At 62.1% G+C, this 21943-nt stretch carries 19 protein-coding genes; 8 read left to right on the plus strand and 11 right to left on the minus strand.

Annotated elements, in window-relative coordinates:
• Positions 1–130: 130 nt before the first annotated feature.
• The 5 genes from AC2YI2_RS20440 to AC2YI2_RS20460 form a co-directional block, all read right to left on the minus strand.
• Entirely contained in the window at positions 131–1243 is a 1113-nt protein-coding gene (locus AC2YI2_RS20440; protein WP_487388331.1) for a calcium-binding protein, read from the minus strand.
• A 181-nt stretch (positions 1244–1424) separates the two neighbouring features.
• The gene (locus AC2YI2_RS20445) at positions 1425–2597 is read right to left on the minus strand and encodes a calcium-binding protein (protein WP_487388332.1); all 1173 of its coding nucleotides are present in this window, start codon (positions 2595–2597) and stop codon (positions 1425–1427) included.
• A gap of 339 nt (positions 2598–2936) precedes the next feature.
• Positions 2937–3674, minus strand: coding sequence for a metallophosphoesterase family protein (locus AC2YI2_RS20450; protein ID WP_487388333.1), 738 nt, complete (start codon positions 3672–3674; stop codon positions 2937–2939).
• On the minus strand, positions 3674–4030 hold the full coding sequence (gene uraH / locus AC2YI2_RS20455; protein WP_487388334.1) for a hydroxyisourate hydrolase: 357 nt from the start codon (positions 4028–4030) through the stop codon (positions 3674–3676). Before uraH ends, AC2YI2_RS20450 begins: the two co-directional genes overlap by 1 nt.
• On the minus strand, positions 4027–4530 hold the full coding sequence (locus tag AC2YI2_RS20460) for an ureidoglycolate lyase (RefSeq protein ID WP_487388335.1): 504 nt from the start codon (positions 4528–4530) through the stop codon (positions 4027–4029). The genes uraH and AC2YI2_RS20460 overlap by 4 nt, the downstream gene beginning before the upstream one ends.
• A 119-nt stretch (positions 4531–4649) precedes the next feature.
• Between AC2YI2_RS20460 and AC2YI2_RS20465 the strand changes: the two genes are divergently transcribed.
• Positions 4650–5042, plus strand: a complete 393-nt coding sequence (locus AC2YI2_RS20465) for an antitoxin Xre-like helix-turn-helix domain-containing protein (protein ID WP_487388336.1) — start codon at positions 4650–4652, stop codon at positions 5040–5042.
• Positions 5039–5737 carry an RES family NAD+ phosphorylase gene (locus AC2YI2_RS20470; protein ID WP_487388337.1) on the plus strand — a complete coding sequence of 233 codons (699 nt, stop codon included), beginning with the start codon at positions 5039–5041 and terminating at the stop codon, positions 5735–5737. Before AC2YI2_RS20465 ends, AC2YI2_RS20470 begins: the two co-directional genes overlap by 4 nt.
• Before the next feature lie 19 nt (positions 5738–5756).
• Here AC2YI2_RS20470 and uraD read toward each other — a convergent pair whose 3' ends face one another.
• Positions 5757–6254: a 2-oxo-4-hydroxy-4-carboxy-5-ureidoimidazoline decarboxylase gene (uraD, locus tag AC2YI2_RS20475; RefSeq protein WP_487388338.1), complete on the minus strand. Its 498-nt coding sequence runs from the start codon at positions 6252–6254 to the stop codon at positions 5757–5759.
• 947 nt (positions 6255–7201) lie between these two features.
• Here uraD and AC2YI2_RS20480 point away from each other — a divergent pair.
• Both AC2YI2_RS20480 and AC2YI2_RS20485 read left to right on the plus strand, forming a co-directional pair.
• Entirely contained in the window at positions 7202–10189 is a 2988-nt protein-coding gene (locus AC2YI2_RS20480; RefSeq protein ID WP_487388339.1) for a beta strand repeat-containing protein, read from the plus strand.
• A 208-nt stretch (positions 10190–10397) separates the two neighbouring features.
• Complete coding sequence (locus AC2YI2_RS20485; protein WP_487388340.1) at positions 10398–11933, plus strand: methyltransferase regulatory domain-containing protein; 1536 nt, start codon at positions 10398–10400, stop codon at positions 11931–11933.
• A 9-nt stretch (positions 11934–11942) separates the two neighbouring features.
• Here AC2YI2_RS20485 and AC2YI2_RS20490 read toward each other — a convergent pair whose 3' ends face one another.
• Positions 11943–12644: a hypothetical protein gene (locus AC2YI2_RS20490; RefSeq protein ID WP_487388341.1), complete on the minus strand. Its 702-nt coding sequence runs from the start codon at positions 12642–12644 to the stop codon at positions 11943–11945.
• Between the two features lie 243 nt (positions 12645–12887).
• Positions 12888–13805, minus strand: a complete 918-nt coding sequence (gene puuE, locus AC2YI2_RS20495; protein ID WP_487388342.1) for an allantoinase PuuE — start codon at positions 13803–13805, stop codon at positions 12888–12890.
• Positions 13806–13951: 146 nt separating this feature from the next.
• On the opposite strand from puuE, the gene AC2YI2_RS20500 reads away from it, so the two are divergent.
• Complete coding sequence (locus tag AC2YI2_RS20500) at positions 13952–16903, plus strand: type VI secretion system tube protein Hcp (protein WP_487388343.1); 2952 nt, start codon at positions 13952–13954, stop codon at positions 16901–16903.
• Here AC2YI2_RS20500 and AC2YI2_RS20505 read toward each other — a convergent pair.
• Complete coding sequence (locus tag AC2YI2_RS20505; RefSeq protein WP_487388344.1) at positions 16900–18069, minus strand: NAD(P)/FAD-dependent oxidoreductase; 1170 nt, start codon at positions 18067–18069, stop codon at positions 16900–16902. The two genes, AC2YI2_RS20500 and AC2YI2_RS20505, sit on opposite strands and share 4 nt — an antisense overlap.
• 53 nt (positions 18070–18122) lie before the next feature.
• Between AC2YI2_RS20505 and mnmC2 the strand changes: the two genes are divergently transcribed.
• Positions 18123–18839 carry a tRNA (5-methylaminomethyl-2-thiouridine)(34)-methyltransferase MnmC2 gene (mnmC2, locus tag AC2YI2_RS20510; RefSeq protein ID WP_487388345.1) on the plus strand — a complete coding sequence of 239 codons (717 nt, stop codon included), beginning with the start codon at positions 18123–18125 and terminating at the stop codon, positions 18837–18839.
• Here mnmC2 and AC2YI2_RS20515 read toward each other — a convergent pair.
• A complete protein-coding gene (locus AC2YI2_RS20515; protein ID WP_487388346.1) occupies positions 18833–19003 on the minus strand; it encodes a hypothetical protein in 171 nt (56 codons plus the stop codon). The two genes, mnmC2 and AC2YI2_RS20515, sit on opposite strands and share 7 nt — an antisense overlap.
• A 228-nt stretch (positions 19004–19231) precedes the next feature.
• Here AC2YI2_RS20515 and AC2YI2_RS20520 point away from each other — a divergent pair, with 228 nt between their 5' ends.
• The gene (locus tag AC2YI2_RS20520; RefSeq protein ID WP_487388347.1) at positions 19232–19960 is read left to right on the plus strand and encodes a response regulator; all 729 of its coding nucleotides are present in this window, start codon (positions 19232–19234) and stop codon (positions 19958–19960) included.
• Positions 19957–21549, plus strand: a complete 1593-nt coding sequence (locus AC2YI2_RS20525) for a two-component system sensor histidine kinase NtrB (protein WP_487388348.1) — start codon at positions 19957–19959, stop codon at positions 21547–21549. Before AC2YI2_RS20520 ends, AC2YI2_RS20525 begins: the two co-directional genes overlap by 4 nt.
• Before the next feature lie 4 nt (positions 21550–21553).
• Here the strand turns inward: AC2YI2_RS20525 and AC2YI2_RS20530 are convergent, their stop codons facing one another.
• On the minus strand, positions 21554–21937 hold the full coding sequence (locus tag AC2YI2_RS20530; RefSeq protein ID WP_487388349.1) for a PIN domain-containing protein: 384 nt from the start codon (positions 21935–21937) through the stop codon (positions 21554–21556).
• Positions 21938–21943 lie beyond the last annotated feature (6 nt).

Consider the following 21943-nt stretch of genomic DNA (forward strand, 5'->3'; position numbering starts at 1 on the left):
GAAATTCCGTGTTCTGGGTGCTTCTGTTTCATTTGTTTCAGAAAACGAAACCCCGGCGGGGAACGCCAGCCGCCGGGGTCCATACCGCGCCCGATCTCCACACAGGGCGCAGCGACAAATCGATCTCGCCTCAGATGAAGACGAAGTCGCCGCCCTGGAGTTCGGCCCTTGAAGTGTCGGACAGCACGATGACGTCCGTGCCATAGGTGATCCAGATGTCGCCATCGACCTCGGTGACGTGCCGGGCCATCATGTCGGCAAAGTCGACCGCGCCGCGAAGGCCATGAATATGGATTTCGTCGATTCCGGCTTCGAAGTCGAAGACGGTGTCGGTCCCGGTACCCCTTGTAAAGTGGAACGCGTCGGCATCGAAGGCGCCCGACAGGATGTCATCGCCCCGTCCGCCGCTGATCACGTCTTCGCCAAAGCCGCCATAGAGAACATTGTCGCCAACATTTCCGAAGAGCTGGTTGTCGTCCCCGTTGCCTGAACCGGTCAGGTCGCCCTTGCCGATGAGGCGAAGGACCTCGATATTGCTGGCGAGGCCGTGGTCCACCGAAGATCGCACTGTATCCCAGCCCTGGCCGTTCTCTTCCATGACCTGCACGCCGGTGCGGCCAAGGGTATAGCTGTCGTTGCCGAAGCCGCCGCGCACCTTTCCCACGATATCGCCAGCGGCCGTCATCGCGAAGCTGTCATCGCCGGCCCCGAGCAGGACGTCGCCGAGCAGATGTCCTGAATTGACAATCCGATCGCCGAACTCCCCGCCCCGAAAGGCTGTCGAAGTGCCTTCGATCGTGCCGGCATTGCGCAGGATGACGCCACGGCCATCGACGCCGACGCAATCGACGCCGATGCTGCCTGAGATGACGCCGCTGTTGACGATGGTCTGCTGGCCGTAGACGAGAATGCCCGATGTGCCACCGGAGATCTCGCCGGCATTGCGGATGAGATGGTCGCCTGTATAGGCCAACAGGCCGGTATTGGTGGAGGACAAGCGGCCCTCCTTGCTGATCGTAAGATCGACGGCGGCAGCGCTTCCGCCATTCGCGCCGAGCCTCATCGCCGCGAGCGTCGCGCTGACGTCGCCATCGATTTCGATCTCCCGACCTTTCGCCACGCCGGCCGCCTCGATGCCGAAATTGCCGGTCGAGATCGTCTCGCCTGCCGCCATCTGATAGCTGGTCCCGGCCTTCGCCGCCGAGAAAGTCTCTGTTCCGCTCTTGATCTTCACGATCGCCATGTTCCTAGCCTCCGAATTCTGGTTGGAGCCAGGAATATGTTCAGACTGTTTCTCTCATCGGCTAAGTCGGCAAGATAATTGTTTCATTTGTTTCAAAAAAAGACCCCGGCGGGAGACGCTCCCGCCGGGGTTAAGGACCGCCCCGAAGGGACATTTGGCGGTCGCATGGATTTGGCCATGATCAAAAAACGAAGTCGCCCGCCAGGAGTTCGCCGGATGCGGTGTCCTTCAGGATGACGATATCAGCGCCGTAAGTGATCCAGAGGTCCGCGCCCTTCTCGTCGATGTGATTGGCGACCATGTCGGTGAAGTCTGTCGCACCCTTGAGGCCGCCGATCTGGATCTCGTCGATGCCAACCTCGAAATCCATGACAGTGTCTTTGCCCGAGCCCTTCTGGAAATTGAAGGTATCTGTGCCCATGCCGCCAAAGAGCCGGTCCTGGCCGGCGAAGCCGATGAGGAAATCGGAGCTGCCCTCGCCGCGCAGCACGTTCTTACCGGCATTGCCCTGCAGGTGGTTCATTTGATCATTGCCGGTGCCGTCGATGTCGGCCTTGCCGATCAGATTGAGCTGTTCGATATTGTCGGAGAGAATGAAAGACACGCTGGACTTCACGAAATCGAATCCCTGGGCGAAGTTCTCCACCAGCGTGGCACCCTTCGCGTGGATGACGTAGCGGTCGTCTCCCGTATTGCCCTCGATCTCGCCCACAATCTTGCCGGCGTTGAAGACGAATGTATCATCTTCGCCGCCGAGCACGACATCGCCCTTCAGCGTGCCGCTATTGACGATACGATCCTCGCCCGCGCTGCCTCTGATCGCTGCGGTGTTGCCGTCGATGATACCGGAGTTCCTGACAGTGCCGGCGCCGCTTTCCGTCGCGTTGAGGGCAATGCCGTATTGCCCTCCGGAGACGCTTCCGGAATTGATGATGCGCTGCGGTCCGGTGACGACCATGCCGGCGGCGCTCGCGCTGATTTCGCCGGTATTTTCAATGACGCCATCGGCGCCGACCGAACGGATGCCGTCGGCGCCGAAGATCTTGCCGGCATTCTCGATGCGATGGCCGGAGGCGGCGATATCGATCGCCCGCGTTTCGGAGTCGATCCTGCCGGTGCTGGCGATCTTTACGACCAGGTTCTCGGCATAGCTCATGGAGTCGCCGAAGGTTATGCCCGACTCAATGCTCTTGATGGTGCCGCGGATATCGAGGATCACATCCGCCAGCCCCGAGGTCTGGTAGATGCCTGATGTGTCCACGTTGACGAGCTTGCCCTTCCCGAGCAGATAGGTGGAATTTTCCAGGCCGGGATAGAAGGTCGTGGTGCGGTTTCCGATGTTGTAGGTCGCCATGGGTCTGAGCCTCGTGTTCTGTTGATGCCGTCACTCTCGGATCTGAACGCTTCAGGGCGCGGCCGACTTCGCGAGATTCTTGTTTCAATTGTTTCAGACACTTGGGAAAAAGAGGCCCGGCGGGGAGGCTCTCCCACCGGGCCATGTGCCGGTCCATGGAACGAGGGGGACCGGTGCGAAGGGTATGGATCTGTCCGAAGACTCGAAAGCCTGGGAACACCGGACCGCGTGGTAGTGCGGCCGTCGATCCATGAGGGAGACAATCCACCCTGCTCGTTTCAGAAACATTCCGCGGCGCGTGGCGAATTGTTTCAGTTGTTTCGACGGGACTTCAGATTGTCAGAGCCAGCCGGTCGCGAGCGCCTGCGCCCAGTCGCGCCGGCCATTCGATGCCGCAAGCTGCGACATTGACTTGTGGTCGTAGGCGACCTGGCGGAAGGCCGGCAGCCAGCTGTCGCCGCGCTTCTCAAGGACGGCATAGGCGGCAAAGGGCGTGCCGGCTTCGACGCGGTGGTAGAAGGGCGTGACATCGTCATAGGCCGGGCAGCCGACGCTGCCGGGATTGACGATCAACCTGCCGTCGGAGAGCGCTACCGCACGCGGCAGGTGCGAATGGCCGCACAATATGAGTGACTGGTCGATGCCTTGGGCCAGAGCCTCGATCTCAGCGCGCGGCTTCAGATGGACATGGCCACCCGGCGACACGCCTTCCATCCAGTAGCGGTTGTCGTCACTGGGCGTCGCATGGCAAAGGAAGATGTCGTCGCGCCAGACCCGCGTCGGCGGCAGGCTGCGGAGCCAGGCGAGATGGTCGGACGTGAGTTGGGCGAAGGCATCGGCCTCCCATTCATGCATCGCGCCGGCTTCGAGTTCGATGAGATACCGATCGTGATTGCCCAGCACCGAGGGCAGGTCGATGGCCATGAGCATGTCGGCCGTGCGGCCGGCCTCGAGCGGGCCGCTCAGGTGATCGCCGAGATTGACGATATCGGTTATGCCCTGCGCCCGGATATCCGAGAGAACCGCTTCAAGCGCGAGCGCATTGCCATGAATGTCGGCGATGGCGGCAAACCGCATCAGCTGCCGCGATAGGTCGAGTAACCGAAAGGCGAGATCAACAGCGGCACATGATAATGCGCCTGTGTATCGGCCACCCCGAAGCGGATCGGCACGATATCCAGGAAAGGCGGGTCGGAGAGCTTGTGGCCGTGGAAGCGGAAATAGGGGCCGACATGGAAGACGAGTTCATAGAGGCCCTTGCGCAGCGTCTCGGCATCGAGGATCGGCCCGCCATCGACCCGGCCATCGGCATTGGTATGAACGGTCCGGAGATATTCGCGCACTTCGTCATTGATGCGGAAGACATCAATCATGATGCGGCTGGCCGGCTGGCCGAGTGCCGTGTCGAGAACATGGGTGGTCAGGCCGCTCACAAGGAAATCTCCGCAACGATAAAGGGCTCTTGGTAAAAGTATTCTTCCAGATTGTTGCCCGGACCGCTACGATCCACAACGAGAAAGTCACTGATTTTTCCAAGCGCCATAAGGGGATGGTGCCAGATGTTCGCGCGGTAATTGATCCCCTGCCTGCCCGTTGCCATGAAGACGTGCGGCACACCCGGACGCCCCCCTTCATCGTCGGCGACAATGACCAGCCAGGGACGGTCCTGAAGCGGATGAAAACTCTGGCTGCCGAGGGGATGCCGCTCCATCATGTCGACGCGATAGGGCATCTGGCGCGGCTGGCCGCGGAACAGGCTGATGATCAGTTCGGCCCCCTCGCCCCGCGCCTCGGGATGGACGAGCGCGTGATAGCGCTCGGTGGTGCCGCCATTGATAAGGCGCATCGTCGCCGGGTCGGCTTCGACGACATCGCCGAAGGGAGCGAAGGCGGCCTTGGTGAGGGGCTGGATGGTGAGGGTCTTGGATGCCATGGAAGATGCCTTGCATGCGGGATCACCCCTGCCTAGCGGGTTTTGCCTGACCTGTCAGCCTTGACATTGCACACAGAAAATCTCATATGATACGAATAGTCGTATCACGGACTTGCACCATGAGCATAAGACCGGCAGTTCAACCTTCCCCCGCCGCGGAAACGCCTGCCATCGTCAAGGCGGTGACCCGCGCGGCCGACTTCTGGGAGCTGCGCAATGCCGATGCGGCCGCGCTGTTCGACGTGCCGCTCGCGACCTGGAACCGGATGAAGGCAGGCCAGTTCCGCGGCACGCTCGACCGCGACAAGCTGATGCGCGCGAGCCTGATCGTCGGCATCTTCAAAGGCCTCAGACTGCTGTTCAACGGCCCGCTCGAACATGGCTGGCCGAAGGCCGTGAATGCCGGGCCGCTCTACCAGGGCCGGAGCCCGGTCGCCTTCATGATCGAGGGCGGCATACCGGCGATGATGCGGGTGCGCGACCATGTCGACGCGCTCCGGGGTGGCCAGTGATCCAGCCTGTGATCACTGACATTGCCGATCCCGCGACCGTGCGGCTGATCTCGACCGCCTATATTGACGAGCCCGCGCTCGCGCCGCTCTGCGACACCGAAGACGAGCTCAGCATCCTCGAGCGCCTCGAAGGCATGAGCTCGGCCCGCCTCGCCCCGGCGCGCATGCCCTCCGGCGTCGATCCTGCGGAACTGCTGACCCCGGCCGCCGGCTTCGGCTACAGCTATGTCAATGCCGCCTTCTGCTATGTGAAGCCGGAGGGCAACCGCTTCAACGACGGCACGCGCGGCGCCTGGTATGCGGGAATCGGCGACGGCGCCACGCTGACGGCGCAGGCCGAGGTGGTGTTCCACCTCACCCGCGAGCTCGACCATGTCGGCATCTACGACAATGTCACCGCCTATCGCGAGCTGCTGTCAGGCATTATCGGCCCGTTCCATGACCTCGGCGGGATGAAGGACGAGCCGGCGCTCTCGCCCGACATCGCCACCGCCTATCCGGCCGGCCAGAGGCTCGCCAGAAAGATCCTGGCGGAGGGCGGCAATGGCATAGTCTATCCCTCGGCGCGACGGGCCGGCGGCCGCTGCCTCGCGGCCTTCCGGCCGCATCTCATCCAGAATGTCAGGCATGGCGACACCATCGCCTTTCAATGGAAAGGGGCGCGCGAGCCGACGGCAATAGCGAATGCCATATAGTAAAGAGCCCTGGCGCCGCTCAGCCGCCCGAAAAATCCATCGCCTCCAACCTCAGCCGGGCGATCTTCTCGACCTCGTGGCAGGCCGCGTCGAACTCTTCCTGGCGCGCGTGGTGGATGCGGTTTTCGAAGGCGTGCAGGATCTCGTCCTTGGTCAGGCCCTTGACCGCGATGATGAAGGGAAAGCCGAAGCGCGCCTGGTAGCGGGTGTTGAGATCGGTGAAGCGGGCAAATTCGCTAGCGCTCAGCCGGTCGAGCCCGGCGCCCGCCTGCTCCCTGCGGCTGTCGTCGGTGAGTTCACCGGCAACGGCGAGCCGGCCGGCGAGATCGGGATGGGCCTTGAGCACGCCGAGCCGTTCTGTCTCCTCGGCCGCCCGGAACTGCGCCACCAGCACTTCATGCAGCGCCGCAGCATCGAGCGGCGCTGGCACCGCGCCGCGATCGAAGGCCCGCTCGGCGATCCAGGCGGAATGCTCGAAGATGCCGCCGAACCGCGCCACGAAATCCGCTCTCTCCATCCTGGCCTCCGAGGCAAATGCGAAGCGCCGAAGCAGGCGCCCCCGCGATGGTCTAGCGCCGCGCCGGGCAGAAGTCGAGGATACCGGGCCGGGCAACGCGTGCCGGGCGCGGATTCCTTTCGTCAAACAGGGTTAACCGACCTCTCCGCGAATGCAGCAATTCAACTGCAAGATTCAGGGACAGTCCGGTTACACTTCATTAAGACAGATGACTGCATTCTTGATAGCAAGGGCGGCAATCCGGCGCGAATGCCCCGCCCCACCGGACGAGGCCGGATCAAGCCTCCACGTTACGACAAGCAGGCACGCCATCCAAAGTTGTCTGGACCAGAAAATCAGCACGATCTCCCGGCCCCCACGTGGGGCCGTTTTCTCTTGTCCCCGGATGGGGCGAGTGAGAATGGTTCCCGCCCGACAAACCAAATCGAATTCCGCGCACGGGGCATCCGGAAAGCCTGCAATCCATCTGGGCCAGCGCAACTGATTCGCCTCAAGTTGCGTAATCAGCGCGTTACCATCCCTCGTCGAAACAGCAAGTGCCATCGACGCAAGGGGACTTGATGTCGACGAGATGTTCTGTTGGCGCATAATGAGTCGTGGGAGGCTGGCTGCGCCTCGTCCGGAACGACTCACTTGACGCCGCCTGACATGCCTTCCGAAACCGCCGGAAGCCCATTTTGCGGCTCAGAACCGCCGCGGCGGCGACAATCTCATACGAAGATGACCCGGCATCCGTCGGCTCGCTCTCAAACCATTGCAAAAAAACCACAATGCGGAAATGCATCTCGTCCGGACCAATTAAACTGGTACAGATAAAGACTTGACGAATAAAGGGAGACCTGCAAAAACCGTCCGTGACTCAAAGGGGGAATGCCTCTTCGGTTGAGCGTATAAACCAGCCCGCCCCTAGGTGACGGGGGTCGGGAGGCAACGTGGAGATTCACAATATGGCCAAGAAAATCAAGCTGAACGATAAAGATAACGACTGGTCGGGCTCTGGCAAGCCAGAAATCGTGTTCGGCAACGGCGGCGACGACAGCCTTAGCGGCGGTGGTGGCAATGACAGGCTCAACGGCGGCGACGGCAACGACATCCTTCGCGGCGGTGCCGGTGACGACAAACTCATCGGCGGCGAAGGCGACGACACCATGCTGGGTGGCTCGGGCGACGACACCATCACAACCGGCAACGGCAACGACACCGTCGATGGCGGCACCGGAGACGATCTCGTGAAGTTCGCGGGTAACCTCGCGGATGCCGCAGTTGAAATGGATGGCGACTACTATTCCATCACGCTGGGCGGAGTGACCACCAAGGTTAAGAATACCGAGTTGTTCCAGTTCGCCGATGGAACGGTCGGCACCGACAAACTTGACGAGATTATCACCGGCAGCACCGGCCAGACGTTTGTTCTCACCACTGGCGCGGACTCCGGAGCCTTGTTCACTGGTGGCACGGGCGACGACACGTTCCTCGCGAGCGATACGACGGGTCCCACTTGGACCGTCGGCGATGGATTGAACGGCGGCAGCGGTGACGACACGCTTAAGATTACTACTGCATCGGCGATCACCGGCACTCCGGTGGGAGCAACCCTAACTAGCATCGAAAATGTCGAAGTTATTGGCGGTCTAGCGGTCACGCTCGATACCTCAGCATTTGCAGATGTGACTTCGCTGAAGGTCACCAATGCTAACGCGCAGACGCTGACTGCTGGCGCCGGCCAAGCAGTAACCTCCATTGTCACCGCTCAGGCAGCAAATGCCGTTGTGATCAACGGCGGCAGCACCGTAGATGTGACCTCCACCGGCGTTACCACTGGTACGATCACGGTTGGCGGGACCACGGCACCGGCTGGTGCAGTCACTGTCAACGCGACTGGCGCCACCACTGCCAATACGGCGATGGGTGCAATTGCTGTCACTGGTGGGACAACGGTTAGCGTAACGGTGTCCGACGTGGTGTCCGCCACTGCGGCCGACAGCGAAACGCTGTCTGCTGTAACCGTAACCGGTTCGGCTACGACGACTGCTGTTACTGTTAATCAGTCGGCCGCTGTCACGAGCGCAACTACTGGTGACATTGTCAACGGCACTGTCGTGATCAATGACAAGAATGTTGCTTCGCTGACGGCAGCTGGCACGATCACAACGGCTACTCTTGGCAGCTTTGGCGCCGGTTCGACTATCAACTCTGGCGCGTTGAGCACTGTGAACCTCTCGGGTACCGGTGTTGACCTCACTGTAACTGCCGGCGCTCTGACGACTCCGACAGTCAGTGCACTTGCGCTGAACACGAATGGCCTCACCACGACCGGCGCGTTGACGTTCGACAGTGATTACTCAACGCTGAACGTAACCAACTCTACGGCAGCGTCGACGATCGCGAGCTTGGTTGCTAGCGGTGCCAAGACGATCAACGTCGCTGGTGATGCTGCGATCGCGTTCACCGCGAACACCACTGCTGCGGTTGAGACAATCACGGTCACCAATACAGGCGGCGCGTCGTTTGGCACGGCTCTGGGAACTGGCGTGACCTTCACCGGTGGTGCAGGTGCGGACTCGATCATCCTGTCGAACTCCTTCACCAAGACGATCACCATGGGTGACGGCAACGACAGCGTGACATATGGTGGCGCTGCAGGTGTCGGCGGTTCCGTGGATGCTGGTGCTGGCACAGACACCATCAAGCTGACGGCCGCCCAGGCGGACGCTGCTGACGCAAGTGCTGTTTTCAACACGACCTTCAAGAACTTCGAGAAGGCCGACATCACTGGTGCTGGCGCTAACGTGACGGTCAATCTCGCTGGCATCAATGCGGTGAACAGTGTTGTTGCTCGTGGCATCACCGCTGGCTTCGCTCTGACGCTTGATGGCTTTGCGAGCGGCGGTACCCTGACCTTGGACAGTGCGTCGTCTGCTACAAGCGGCTACGTTGCCAACGTCACGAACGCTATCTTGAACGCAGCAGACACCTTCAATGTGGCTCTGAGCAACAGCACTGCAGCGGGCATCGAGTATGGTGTGGTTACGGTCGCTGGTGTCGAAACGATCAACATCGCACTGACCGACGCAGGCACGGGCACAAGCACTGCCGCAACAGTTGATACTGCAACGCTGGCTGCTACCAGCGCGACGAGTGTCATTGTGACGGGTAACAACGGCTTGACCCTCACCAACACCGGCAATACTGCCATTACCAAGTTCGACGCTTCTGGCGTTGTTGGTAACGGCATTGATGACACGGCGGCAAACCTCGCTGTGACCTTCGTCTCTGCGAACGTCACGGCTGCGGCTACAGTGACCATCACGGGTGGTGCGGGTAACGACGTGCTCACGGGTGCTGCTGCTAAGGACACTATCAGCGGCGGCGTTGGCAACGACACGATCGCTGGCGGCACGGGCACTGACACCCTTACGGGTGGCTCGGGACGCGATCTGTTCCTAACGGCGGATGGCGACTCGTCGACTGCTGCTGCGGACACCGTGTCCGACTTCGGTATCACCACGGCTGCGATCACAGCTGTCGACCTTGACACGGCAGCGGAGTTCTTCGCCTCCAGCGCCGGCGGTGCTGGCGCAGACATCCTTGATCTGGATTTGACTGCCGCGGTGCTGGTGGAAGCAAATGGTACAGCTGCCGGCGTATCGGTTGGTACGACATATACTGTCACGAACGGTATCCTCACCCTGTCGGGTGCCGGTGCTTCGGCTGTGGACACGCTGGGTGAGTGGATCCTTGAAGCTCAGGCGGTTGCTGCGACCGACGGCGACGTCCTCGCCTTCGAGTTTGGTGGTGACACTTACGTCTTCGCTCAAGATGGTGCCAACGATGTCCTCCTTAATCTTGACAACGTCACTGGCGTCTCCAGCCTCGTTGAGGTCAGCGCAGCGACGACAGCGGCTCTTGGTACGCTTCTTATCGCTGACTTCTAATAGATCGGCCTGCCGGCCTATTTGTTAGGATCAGTGTAAGACAAGTAACCCCGGCGCGGTAAACCGCGCCGGGGCTTTTTCTTGTATCGACATATGGACGTTTCGCATCCACAGACCAGACATCCATTAAGGCGTCACTCGTCGTTCCATTCTTTCGCGCTATCTGCTAGGCGTTGACTAACTTTCGCGAAATAGGACGTGCATATTCATGAGCGACTGGAGCGCCGGCTACGTAGCCGATATCGGCTACACCTTTGGCTACTATCAGGAACTGAACCCGCAAAGGATCAAACTGGCCTTCCTCAATGCCGGCCTTGCCGTCCCCGACACCGGCACCGCCTGCGAACTCGGCTTCGGCCAGGGCATGTCGGCCAATCTCCATGCTGCGGCCTCGGTCACCGAATGGCACGGCACCGATTTCAATCCCTCACAGGCAGCCTTTGCCCGCGAACTGGCCGGCGTTGCCGGCGCCGGGGCGAAGCTGCATGACGAGGCCTTTGCCGATTTCGCCCGTCGTCCGGATCTGCCCGATTTCGACTTCATCGGCCTGCACGGCATCTGGAGCTGGATCTCCGACGAGAACCGCGCCGTGATCGTCGATTTCATCCGCCGCAAGCTCAAGGTCGGCGGCGTGCTCTATATCAGCTACAATACGCTGCCCGGCTGGGCCGCCTTCGCCCCGATTCGCCATCTGATGACAGAGCATGCCGACGTGCTCGGTTCGGAGGGGCGCGGCATTGTCAGCCGCATCGACGGCGCGATCGATTTCGCCGAGAGGCTGCTTGCCACCAATCCGCTCTTCCTTCGCGCCAATCCGCAGCTCAAGGAGCGGCTGGAAAGGCTCAAGGGGCAGAACCGCCACTATCTCGCGCATGAATACTTCAACCGCGACTGGCACCCGATGCATTTTGCCACCATGGCCGACTGGCTGGAACCCGCCAAGCTGCAATTTGCCTGCTCGGCCCATAATCTCGACCATGTCGACCTCATCAACCTGACGTCAGAGCAGATCGCCTTCCTGAAGGAGATTCCCGACTCGATGTTCCGCGAGAGCACACGGGACTTCATGGTCAACCAGCAGTTCCGCCGCGACTACTGGGTCAAGGGCCTCAGGCGTCTCACCGCTTTCGAACAGGCCGAGGAACTCCGCAGGCAGCGTTTCGTGCTGACCGGCCACCGGCCGGACGTGTCGCTCAAGGTCACCGGCGCCCTCGGCGAGGCGACGATGAGCGAACCGGTCTACGCGCCGATCCTCGACGCACTCGCCGACCACAAGCCGCGGTCGATCGGCCAGATCGAACAGGCCGTGAAAGGCCAGAATATCCAGTTCAGCCAGGTGCTGCAGGCGCTGCTGATCCTGTCGGGACAAGGCTCGCTCGCAGCCGTGCAGGACGACGCCGCGACCGCCAAGGCACGCAAGCCCGCCGAGAGGCTCAACACCCATCTCAAGGCCAAGGCCCGCGGCAACGGCGACATTTCCTTTCTCGCAAGCCCCGTCACCGGCGGCGGCGTCACTGTGGGTCGCTTCCAGCAGCTCTTCCTGCTGGCGGCGGACAACGGCCGCAAGCAGCCGGCCGAATGGGCGGAATTCGCCTGGCAGCTGCTGGCCGCCCAAGGCCAGAAGTTGCTCAAGGAGGGCAAGCCGATCGAGAGCGCCGAGGACAATCTCGCCGAGCTCACCGCCCAAGCCAAGACCTTCGCCGAGAAGCAGTTGCCGGTGCTGAAGGCGCTGGGCGTCGCGTGAGGCGTCGGCTCACGTGCCGTCGTCGATTTGGATGCCCGCCCGGTCGGCAAATCGCACGCCTTCGAGCAGCAGGGTCGAACCATCCGAGAAGGCGAACATCGCCTCCTTGCCGGATTTGACGATCTCGTAATCCATGCCGGCGATGAAGATCGTGTCGAAATTCACGGCGTCGCCGATTTCAAAATCGGTGATGACGTCGTCGCCGGACTGGCCGCCGTAGAATTCGAAACGATCGTTGCCGCTGCCGCCGCTCATCAGATCGTCGCCGGAATTGCCGCAGACCGCGTCGTTGCCGCCCTTGCCGCGGATCGTATCGTTGCCGGCCTCGGCGATCAGATATTCGCCGGACGACGAGCCGATCATCCTGTCGGCATCATCCTGCAGGACGGCGAGCATGTCGCTGACCTCGATCTGCAGCTCGGCCATCAGGGCGGACACCTTCCTGTTGAAGTCGCTGATCGTGGCGAGCTTGTCGCCGCCATCGTCGCGAAAGACGATTTTCGTGGCGATGCCGCCGGTCAGTTCGTCTCCGGCATAAGTGAAGCCGGTGCCGAAGAAATCGATGCTGAACTGGTTCGTCGCGCTGACCAGGGTCGCACTGGTTTTGGTATGGCCATCGGCGAGCGCCAAAGCGGGGTCGGGACTGTAGTTGGCGCCGATTTCAAATTCATGGTTTGCCCCCATATTGGCGGCATACTTTACCTTGGCCATGCTGCCTCCCCCGACCGAGCCGGCGCTGCCGGTGATCAAAACCGCTGTCAATGGATGAATAATGGGTTGGCCGACGGCGCATTCGGGCGCAAATTACTTGGCAAACCGCCCTGGAGTTCGTCGGATATACAGCAGAAACGGTAGCCACGTTTTCTCGAAGCGTCAACGGACTGCAAGGATGAGCCGCCAAATCTTCGCTGCGACCTTGTATGTTTCGATCTCTTCTGTCGGCTGGCGCCCATCTCAACCCGGCCTGTGATGCTCATGCCAGTGTCGGGCAATGTCGATCCGCTTCGGCACCCACACATCGTCGTGCTTCAGCACATGTTCGACGAACCGCCTCAGCCCCGCCACCCGGCCCGGGCGACCGACGAGGCGGCAGTGGAGGCCGACGGACATCATCTTCGGCGAGCCTTCCCTCCCCTCTTCATAGAGCGTGTCGAAGGCATCCTTGAGATAGGTGAAGAACTGGTCGCCGGAATTGAAACCCTGCGGCGTGGCAAAGCGCATGTCGTTGGTGTCGAGCGTATAGGGAATGATCAGGAACGGCTTGCCGTGGAGACCGGGCACCCAGAAGGGCAGGTCGTCGGAATAGTTGTCGGAGGAATAGAGGAAACCGCCCTCCTCCATTACCAGCCTGAGCGTGTTGTCGGAGGGTTTGCCCTGATACATGCCGAGCGGCCGTGTCCCGGCGACCTCGGTGTGGAGCCGCACGGCTTCCAGGATGTGCTGGCGCTCGAGCGCTTCCGGATAGTCCTTGTATTCGTGCCAGCGGTAGCCGTGGCTGGCGATTTCCCAGCCGGCCTCGTTCATGGCGGCGACGGCGTCGGGGTTGCGCGCCATGGCCAGCGTCACGCCATAGACGGTCACCGGCACGTCGAGATCAGTGAACAGGCGATGGAGCCGCCAGAAGCCGGCGCGCGAGCCATATTCGTAGATGCTCTCCATGTTGAGATTGCGCTGGCCGGGCCATGCGCTGGCGCCGACGATCTCCGACAGCAGGTTCTCCGAGGCCGGGTCGCCATCGAGAATGCAGCTCTCGCCGCCCTCCTCGTAATTCAGCACGAACTGCACCGCGACCTTGGCTCCGCCGGGCCATTTCGGATCGGGAATGTTGCGGCCATAGCCCACCAGATCACGGGAGGTCTTGATGTCGAGCATGCGGGTCACCTTCAGTCTTTGCGATGAAAGAAAGCTAGAGCCGGGTGTGCGGTTTGTCGAGAGCGTCTGCCGACAACCCCTGGCATGCAGGCGCACGGCGCAATGTCTGCTAATATACCCCCCTCAGCGAGCGGGGAGTGCGTATCATGCCAGACACCTCCATTCAGGCTGCGGCGGGAGACGGCTCCGTTCGCTATTTCCTTCTCATCGACGGCCTTGACGGCGGATCAACCGCCAGGGGTTTTGAATCCGCCTTCGATATTTCCGCGGCCTTGCTCGACATCACCAATGCGAGCGGGCTGAAGACCGTTTTCGGGGATCTCGAGCTCAGCCTCACATCCGGCTCCAACACCGACGAGTTGATGCGTCTCCTGGCGACCGGCCAGCATATCGCCAAGACCCAGCTGGTCGAGGCGCGGCAGAACGCCAGCGGTGACTGGGTCGCGGTGAACGACTATCGCTTCGGCGATGTCCAGCTTTCCGCCCTCGGCTTCAATGAGACCGGCCATACTTCGCTGTCGCTCGCCTATGGCAAATTCCAGCAGTCCGTCGGCGGCGAGACCTTCGGCTGGGATATCGGCTCCAATGCAGGCCTCGGTACGCCGATCGATGCGGCGGATACGGCGACCGAAAATCCTGCCAGGCAAACTGCCGATGTCGCCTGGTTTCTCACGATCGAGGGGCTCGATGGCGGCGGGCCGGCCGGCGCCTTCCGCATCTCAGGCTTCGATTTCGACATCGCGCAGACAGTGACCTCGGGCGGCGGCGGTGGGGGCAGCGGCAAGGCGAGCTTCGATCCGCTTTCCGTGCGGCTCGAGCTGGGCAGCGCCTCGGAGGACGTGCTGGAATTGCTGGCTTCGGGCAAGATCCTGAAGGCCGCCCAACTTGTCGGCCGCACGGATGGCGGCGGCGGCGAGGCCGCCTATGACCTCCGGTTCAGTGAGGTGACCTTCACCGCGGCCAATCTCGACAGCAAGGCGAAGGACGAAATCGGGCTTGCCTTCAATGCCTTTTCGCTCACCACGCTCGACAAGGCGGGCGCGGAGGAAACATTTTCCTTCAATCTGAACACCAACACATCGGGCTCGACAGCACTTGCGGCCCCGGTCGTATCATCCGAGGACACGCTGAATAGCGGCAAGGCCTCCTGGCAAATGGTGATCGATGGACTCAATGGCGGCGGCAAGGCGGACGGCCTCGCCGGTGCCTTCGGCATTGTCGATTTCTCCTTTGGCGGCAGCAACGCCGCCGTCTCCGGCGGTGGTGGCGGAGGCGGCGCGGGCAAGGTCGATTTCGACGCGCTGAGCGTCACCTTCGCAGCCGGCTCGGCGCTCGACGAACTGATCGAACTGCTGGCCACGGGAACGCATCTCGCGCGCGGCGTGCAGATTGCCGGAGACGTCTTGGCCGTCGGCAAGACCATCGACAACGCCTATGATCTCCGCCTCAACGACGCCCTGGTGACCAGCATCACCCAACTCGCCAACGGCAATGTCACCGCGACCTTCGATTTCGCCCGCTATTCGCTGACCACGGAAAACGAGAGCGGCGCGCGCGAGACCTCGGGCTGGGACGTCAACACCAACACCAGGCTGACGACGGAGCTGACGGCGGCTGTGGGCTCCGAGGAAGCCTTTTCCGACGGTCCGGACAGGAACAGCGACTACTATCTCATCGTCGAGGGGCTGGATGGCGGCGCCGATGCCAAGGGACGGGCGCTGGCCTTTGCCGTGTCGTCCTTCACCTTCGACGCGCTCGCCGCTTCGAGCGGCGCGGGCGGTGGCGCAGGCTCCGGCAAGGCAGAATTCACGCCGCTGTCCGTCAAAGTCGATCTCGGCTCGGCGGCGGCGCGGCTGCTGGAACGCTGGGCGGGCTCCAATGCGGGCGGATTCTCCGTCCAGCTCGTGGGAACCGATCCGTCGCACAAGGGAAGCCCTGTCATCTACGACCTCAGGCTGGGCGGCGCATCGGTCGCCAGTCTCGGGCAGAACGGCTACGGGCTCGACCTCGTGCGCTTCGACTACAGCCGTTTCTCGATCGCGACCGGCCAGGATAACGATCGCGAAGCCTTCGGCTTCGATCTCGGCAACAATTCAGAGATCGGCGAACTCGCTGCCGCCAACGCTGCGGACCAGGCAGCCCGGGCGGGGCACGACCTGGATTACCGGCTGACAATCGACGGCATCGATGGCGGCGGGCCGAAAGGCGCATTCACGATCGATAATTTCTCCTTCGATGTCAGCCGCGGCGATGCAGGAGAACAAGCCTCGCTCTCCGTCAGCCTCGATATCGGCAGTGCTGCAGACGAGTTGCTGAAGCTCGTCGCCAAGGGCACGTATGTTCCGCTGGGCCGCCTGATCGGCAACGAAACGGGCAAGGACGGCATGGCTACGGCCTATGATCTGCGCCTCGGCGATCTGATCGTGACGGGCCTTGAACAGAATGCCCAAGGCAAGGACGTGCTGTCACTCGGCTATGACAGCTTCTCGCTGTCGACGAAGGATGACAAGGGCAAGGTGACGACCGAGGGCTTCGATTTCAGCAGCAATACCGATCCCGGGCTGCTGCTGCCGGCCAAGTCGATAAACGAGGATGGGGTCGGTGGCACGGACATGAATTATTGGCTGACCATCGACGGGCTCAACAGTGGCGGCAAGGCGAAGGGCCACGAGGGCGCCTTCGTGCTTGATGGTTTTGATCTCGACATCGCCAACCTGACATCGACTGCTGGCGGCGGAAGTGGCTCCGGCAAGACTGTGTTTGATCCGCTGACCGTGCTGCTCGACGCCGGCGTGGCGGCCGATGAACTGCTCGACCTGATCGCCAAGGGCAAATTCGTCGAGTCGATCTCGATCGTCGGCGAAGCGGCCAAGGGCGCCAGCAAGGGTGAAAAGTTCCTCGAGATCAAGCTTGAGACGGTGGTGATCTCGCAGTTCCGCCAGGAGGGTGGCGAGGAGGACGGGCTCGCGCTTTCCTATGACGCGATCTCATTCACATCCTGGAATGACAAGGGCAAGTCGGAGACCTATGGCTTCAACATTTCCGGTGTCATGGATCTCGACCATGAGATTCCGGCGCCTGTCGCCGGTGAGCTCTAGCTGCCGTCTGCCTCGATCGGCCAACCGAGCTCGCGCGCAAGCTGGCCCTCGACCGTGAATCCGTCGGGCAGCGGTGCAAGGTTCTGGCCGAGGACGAAGCCGAGTGCGGAGAGCGCGAGACGGTGGGCGACGCCGAAGGAGATCTTGAAGCCACCGGTGAGCGCGATGACATTGGGGTGGCCGGGGATCGGGCCGACAAGCGGATCGCGGCCGATCGCCTTGGGTCGGATGCCGGCCCAACGATCGATCACCTCGGCATGGCGCAACGCGGACATCAGCGCGCGGGCGCGTTCGATGACGTCGTCGAGCTGGGCGTCGGTCGACTTGGGGTCGTCGTAGCTGTTTTCGCTCGTCGAACCGATCGCTGCATAGCCGCCTTCGTGGGCAACGATATAGATGCCGTCGAGGAACACGACGGGGCTCGCCGGGTCGAGATCGGCGCGGAGCAGTGCCGCCTGGCCCTTGACGCCCTGCCCGAGCGGTTTCGGCAGCGGCGGCAGGAGCGTTTCGAGGATGGCGAAGCTGGCGACGCCGGCGGTAATAAAGGCGCTAGAGAAGGTGATCTGCCCATGAGCTGCGACCTGCACCCTCCCCGCCCTTGGATCGAGCGAGACCAGCGGCGCGTGCTCGAGGATCCGCACCTTCGGCTGCCGATCCAGCGCCGCCCGTAGGAGGCGAATGAGCGCTCGGGGCTCGACCCGTCCGGCGAGCGTATCAAAGACATGGCCGCCGGCGAAAGCTTCAGGGTCGACGGACGTATTGGCCGGGGCGCCCTCCCGCACATGCCAATGGAAGTGCTGCTCATCCGCCCGCCAGTTCGCCTCGGCATCGCGCTGGTGGCGGAGCGCGATGTCCCGCAGGTGCGGTTTCGGCAGTGGGATGATGCGGCCGACGCGGCGGAAATTGCCCGATAGGCCGGTCAGATCCTCGAGCCGGGCGATCTCGGCAGGCAAGGCGACCAGAGCATCCAACTGATACTGTTTCTTCGCATCCCAGCGGTCGGGCATCCAGGGAAACAGCGCGCCGAGCACGCCGCCCGAGGCACTGCATCCGATTTCGCCGGCGTCGATAAGGGTCACCGACAACCCCGCTTCGGCGGCCTTGAGGGCGCCCCACAAGCCCATGACGCCACCGCCGATGACAAGGATATCGGTGGTTTCAGACATTGATGCCCGCCCAACATTGACCGGCTCTGGAAAGCGAACTATCGGCTGGGGCCATGAGCGAGACACCGGAAATACGCGCGCTGGCGCTGGAATGGATCGACGGCGATATGCCCTATTCGCCTGAATTTGGCGACCATTTTTATTGCCGGGAAGACGGGCGGGCAGAATGCGGACATGTCTTTCTGGCTGGCAACGGGCTGCCGCAGCGCTGGGCGACCGGTGAGGCGTTCGTCATCGGGGAATTGGGATTCGGGACGGGGTTGAATTTCTGCGAGACCTGGCGGGTTTGGCAGAATGCTCGGCCTGAAGCAAAGACCCTCCACTTCATCTCCTTCGAACTCCACCCGATGCGTCGTGAAAACATCGACAAGGCCCTGAGCCGGTGGCCGGAGCTCGACGCGGAACGCCACGCGCTGGTCGAGCGTTGGCCGGACGTGCCCGGGGCGATAATCGATCTCGATTTCGGCGACGTGCGGCTGACAGTCATCTGCGGCGATGCGTTCGGCAATCTCACCGACAGTCCCCTCGCCTTCGATGCCTGGTATCTCGATGGCTTTGCGCCATCGCGCAATCCGGCCCTGTGGTCGGAGGAGATCCTCAAAGCTGTTTTTGACCACACACGGGCCGGCGGCACCTTCGCCACCTATGCGGCGGCCGGCTTCGTGCGGCGCGGGCTCGGCGCCGCGGGGTTTGTCGTGGAGCGCCGGCTGGGCTTTGCCGGCAAGCGCGAGATGCTGTGCGGGACAAGGCCCGCCGGCCAGGCTCAATAGGCGAAATCGACGGCGGTGAGCTTGTCGATCGTGATGTCCTGGATTGTCAGCATGTCGCTGCCCCCGAGGGCGATGTAGACGCCGGAGCCATCCTGCACCATCGCCTCTGTGATCTGGCCGAAATCCTTGATGCCCTTGATGCCGGTGATATCGATCAGGTCCATGCCGTCCTGGAAGGAATTCGAAACAATGGATGCGACCGGCGCGACTGACGACCGGCTATCCCTTCGCTTCGTTTCAATTGTTTCATTTGTTTCATAATCGCGTCGAAAAGGAATAGAACGCGCGCCAAACGCGTCGAATTCGCAAAATCTGCGGGAAGACTCCGGAAATTTGCTGTAAGGCAAGACCAAGGAGAAACGCCGCAGATCAGGAGATCCATGGTGGCGGATATGACCGGGAAGATTATTGTCGTCGATGACGAGGAGCATATTTGCGAGATGGTCGCCGACTATCTCAACGGCCAGGGCTTTTCGGCACGCGCAGCCTCGGGCGGCGCGGCGCTCGACATGATGCTCGCCGATTTTCCGCCTGATCTCGTTCTGCTCGACGTCAACATGCCCCATGAAGACGGGCTTTCGGTTGCGCGGCGGCTCCGGGCCTCCGGCGATATTCCCGTCATCATGGTGACCGCGGCCGATGACGTGGTCGACCGCATTGTCGGGCTCGAAGTCGGCGCCGACGACTATGTCACCAAGCCCTTCGATCTCAGGGAGCTCAAGGCGCGCATCCGCGCCGTGCTGCGTCGCGGGGCGGCCAAGCCGGCCGGAACCGCCGAGGCGGTCTACTCTCAACCTGATGAGCCGCCGACAGTATGCTTCGGTCGCATGACCGTTGACCGCGCCGGCCGCCGCCTGCTCAGGCCTGATGGCGCCGAGGAAGCGGTGACAGCAATGGAATTCGACCTCATCGAAGCCTTTCTCGACAATCCCTACCGCGTGCTGTCGCGCGACCGGCTGCTCGATCTCGCGCATCGCAAGAACGACGATCCCTTCGACCGCTCGATCGACATTCGCGTCACGCGGCTCAGGAAAAAGATCGAGGAAGACCCATCCAAGCCCCAGACGATCAAGACAGTGCGCGGCGCGGGTTACATCTATTCACCTGCGAGACGCGCATGAACGAAAGACCTGAGCAATTTCCGCCTGAGGGCAACGAGCAGGCGGCGATTTCGGCCGCGCTCAGCGAAGCGATCGTCCGCACCTCGCTCGACTCCATCATCATCATCGACGGCGATGGGCTGGTGGTCGATTTCAACCCGGCCGCCGAAAAACTGTTCGGCTATGCGCGTGAGGAGGCGATTGGCCAGGATATCGGCGCGCTCATCATTCCCGAGCGTCATCGCGCCGCCCACTATGACGGGATGAAGCGCTACCTTAAAAGCGGCAATTCGCGCGTGATCGGCAAGCGTGTCGAACTGGAGGCCGTGACCCGCGACGGCCGCATCGTGCCGGTCGAACTGTCGATCGCCGATGTCAGCGCCGAGGACAAGCGCTTCTTCACCGCCCATATCCGCGACCTGCAGCCGGCCAAGGCCGCACAGTTCGAGATCGAGCGGCAGCGCGACGCGCTCTACCAGAAGGAAAAGCTTGCAGCGCTCGGCTCGCTGCTTTCGGGCGTGGCCCACGAGCTCAACAATCCGCTCTCCATCGTTCTCGGACAGGCGATGATGCTGCGCGAGAAGGTGAAGTCGTTGCCGTCGGGCGACGATCTCTACGATCGCGCGCAGAAAATCGAGGTCGCCGCCAATCGCTGCGCCCGAATCGTCCGCACCTTCCTCGCCATGGCCAGGCAGCGCAAGGCCGAGCGCGCCTATGTCTCCATCGCCACGGTGATCGGAGATGCGATCGAGCTGTTGTCCTACAGCCTGAGGAGCGGCGGCGTCACGGTTGCGACCGAGATTGCCCCGGACCTGCCGGAGACACATGCCGACGCCGACCTGCTGCACCAGGTTCTGGTGAATCTCATCGTCAATGCCCGCCAGGCGCTGGAGGAAAGCGGCGGCGACGACAGGCGCATCACGCTGCGCACGTCGCTCGAGCAGGCGACGAATACTATTGTCATCGAGGTGGCAGACAATGGTCCCGGCATTCCGGCAACGATCCGCAGCCGGATCTTCGATCCCTTCTTCACCACCAAGCCGCAGGACCATGGCACCGGCATCGGACTTGCGGTCTCGCGCGGGCTGGTGGAGGCGCATGGCGGCACGCTGGAGCTCGCCGCACCGCAGCCGGCCAGAGGAGCGGCCTTTCTCGTCCGACTTCCCGTCACCCAAAGCGACGGCGAGGACCGGGCGCCATCCGCGCCGGCGCCGGTGCAGGTCCTCCCGGGCGAGCGCCTCGCCGAAATATTGATCGTCGACGACGAGCCGGAGCTTGCGGAACTGATCTCGGATATTGTCTCGGATCTCGGCTACGGCACGACCACGGCATCCTCTGGCCATGCGGCCGAACGGATGCTGGCCGCTCGGGAGCGCAACATCGCGGCGATCCTCTGCGACATCAGAATGCCCGATGGCGATGGACCGGCCTTCTATGGCTGGCTGACGGCCAATCGCCCGGAACTCAGCCGCTGCATCGCCTTCGTCACCGGTGACACGCTGGGACCATCCGCCGGCCGTTTCCTCGCCCGCAGCGGCTGTCCCGTGATCGAGAAGCCTTTCACGCTGGATGATATTGCAGCGGTGCTGAAAGTGCTGACCGCAGGTTGAGCGACTAGCTCCAGTCTTCGACAGTGAGATCGGGCACGTGCCGGAAGGCTGCATCGGAGGTGACCAGTGTGGCGCCGAGAGACAGGGCGTGGGCGGCGATGAGCATGTCATGCAATTGTAGCGACTTTCCCGATCGTTCCATCTTTGTGCGCGTTACTGCGAAACAGGCGGACTCCTGGCTGGTCCATGGCAGTGCGTCTACCCGCGATAGGAACTCGTGAACAATCGTCGCAACACGCGTCGCAGCCGGGTTCCGCTCAATGCCATAGAGCAGCTCAGCTTCGACGATGGTCGAAATGCAAAGCGAGGAATAGTCGTGTGAGACAACCGTTTTCGTCACATGCGGATTGCCACGAACAAAATAGCTGACCGTGTTCGTGTCGAGCATGTATCG

Source organism: Rhizobium sp. SRI_017, from assembly GCF_057586295.1.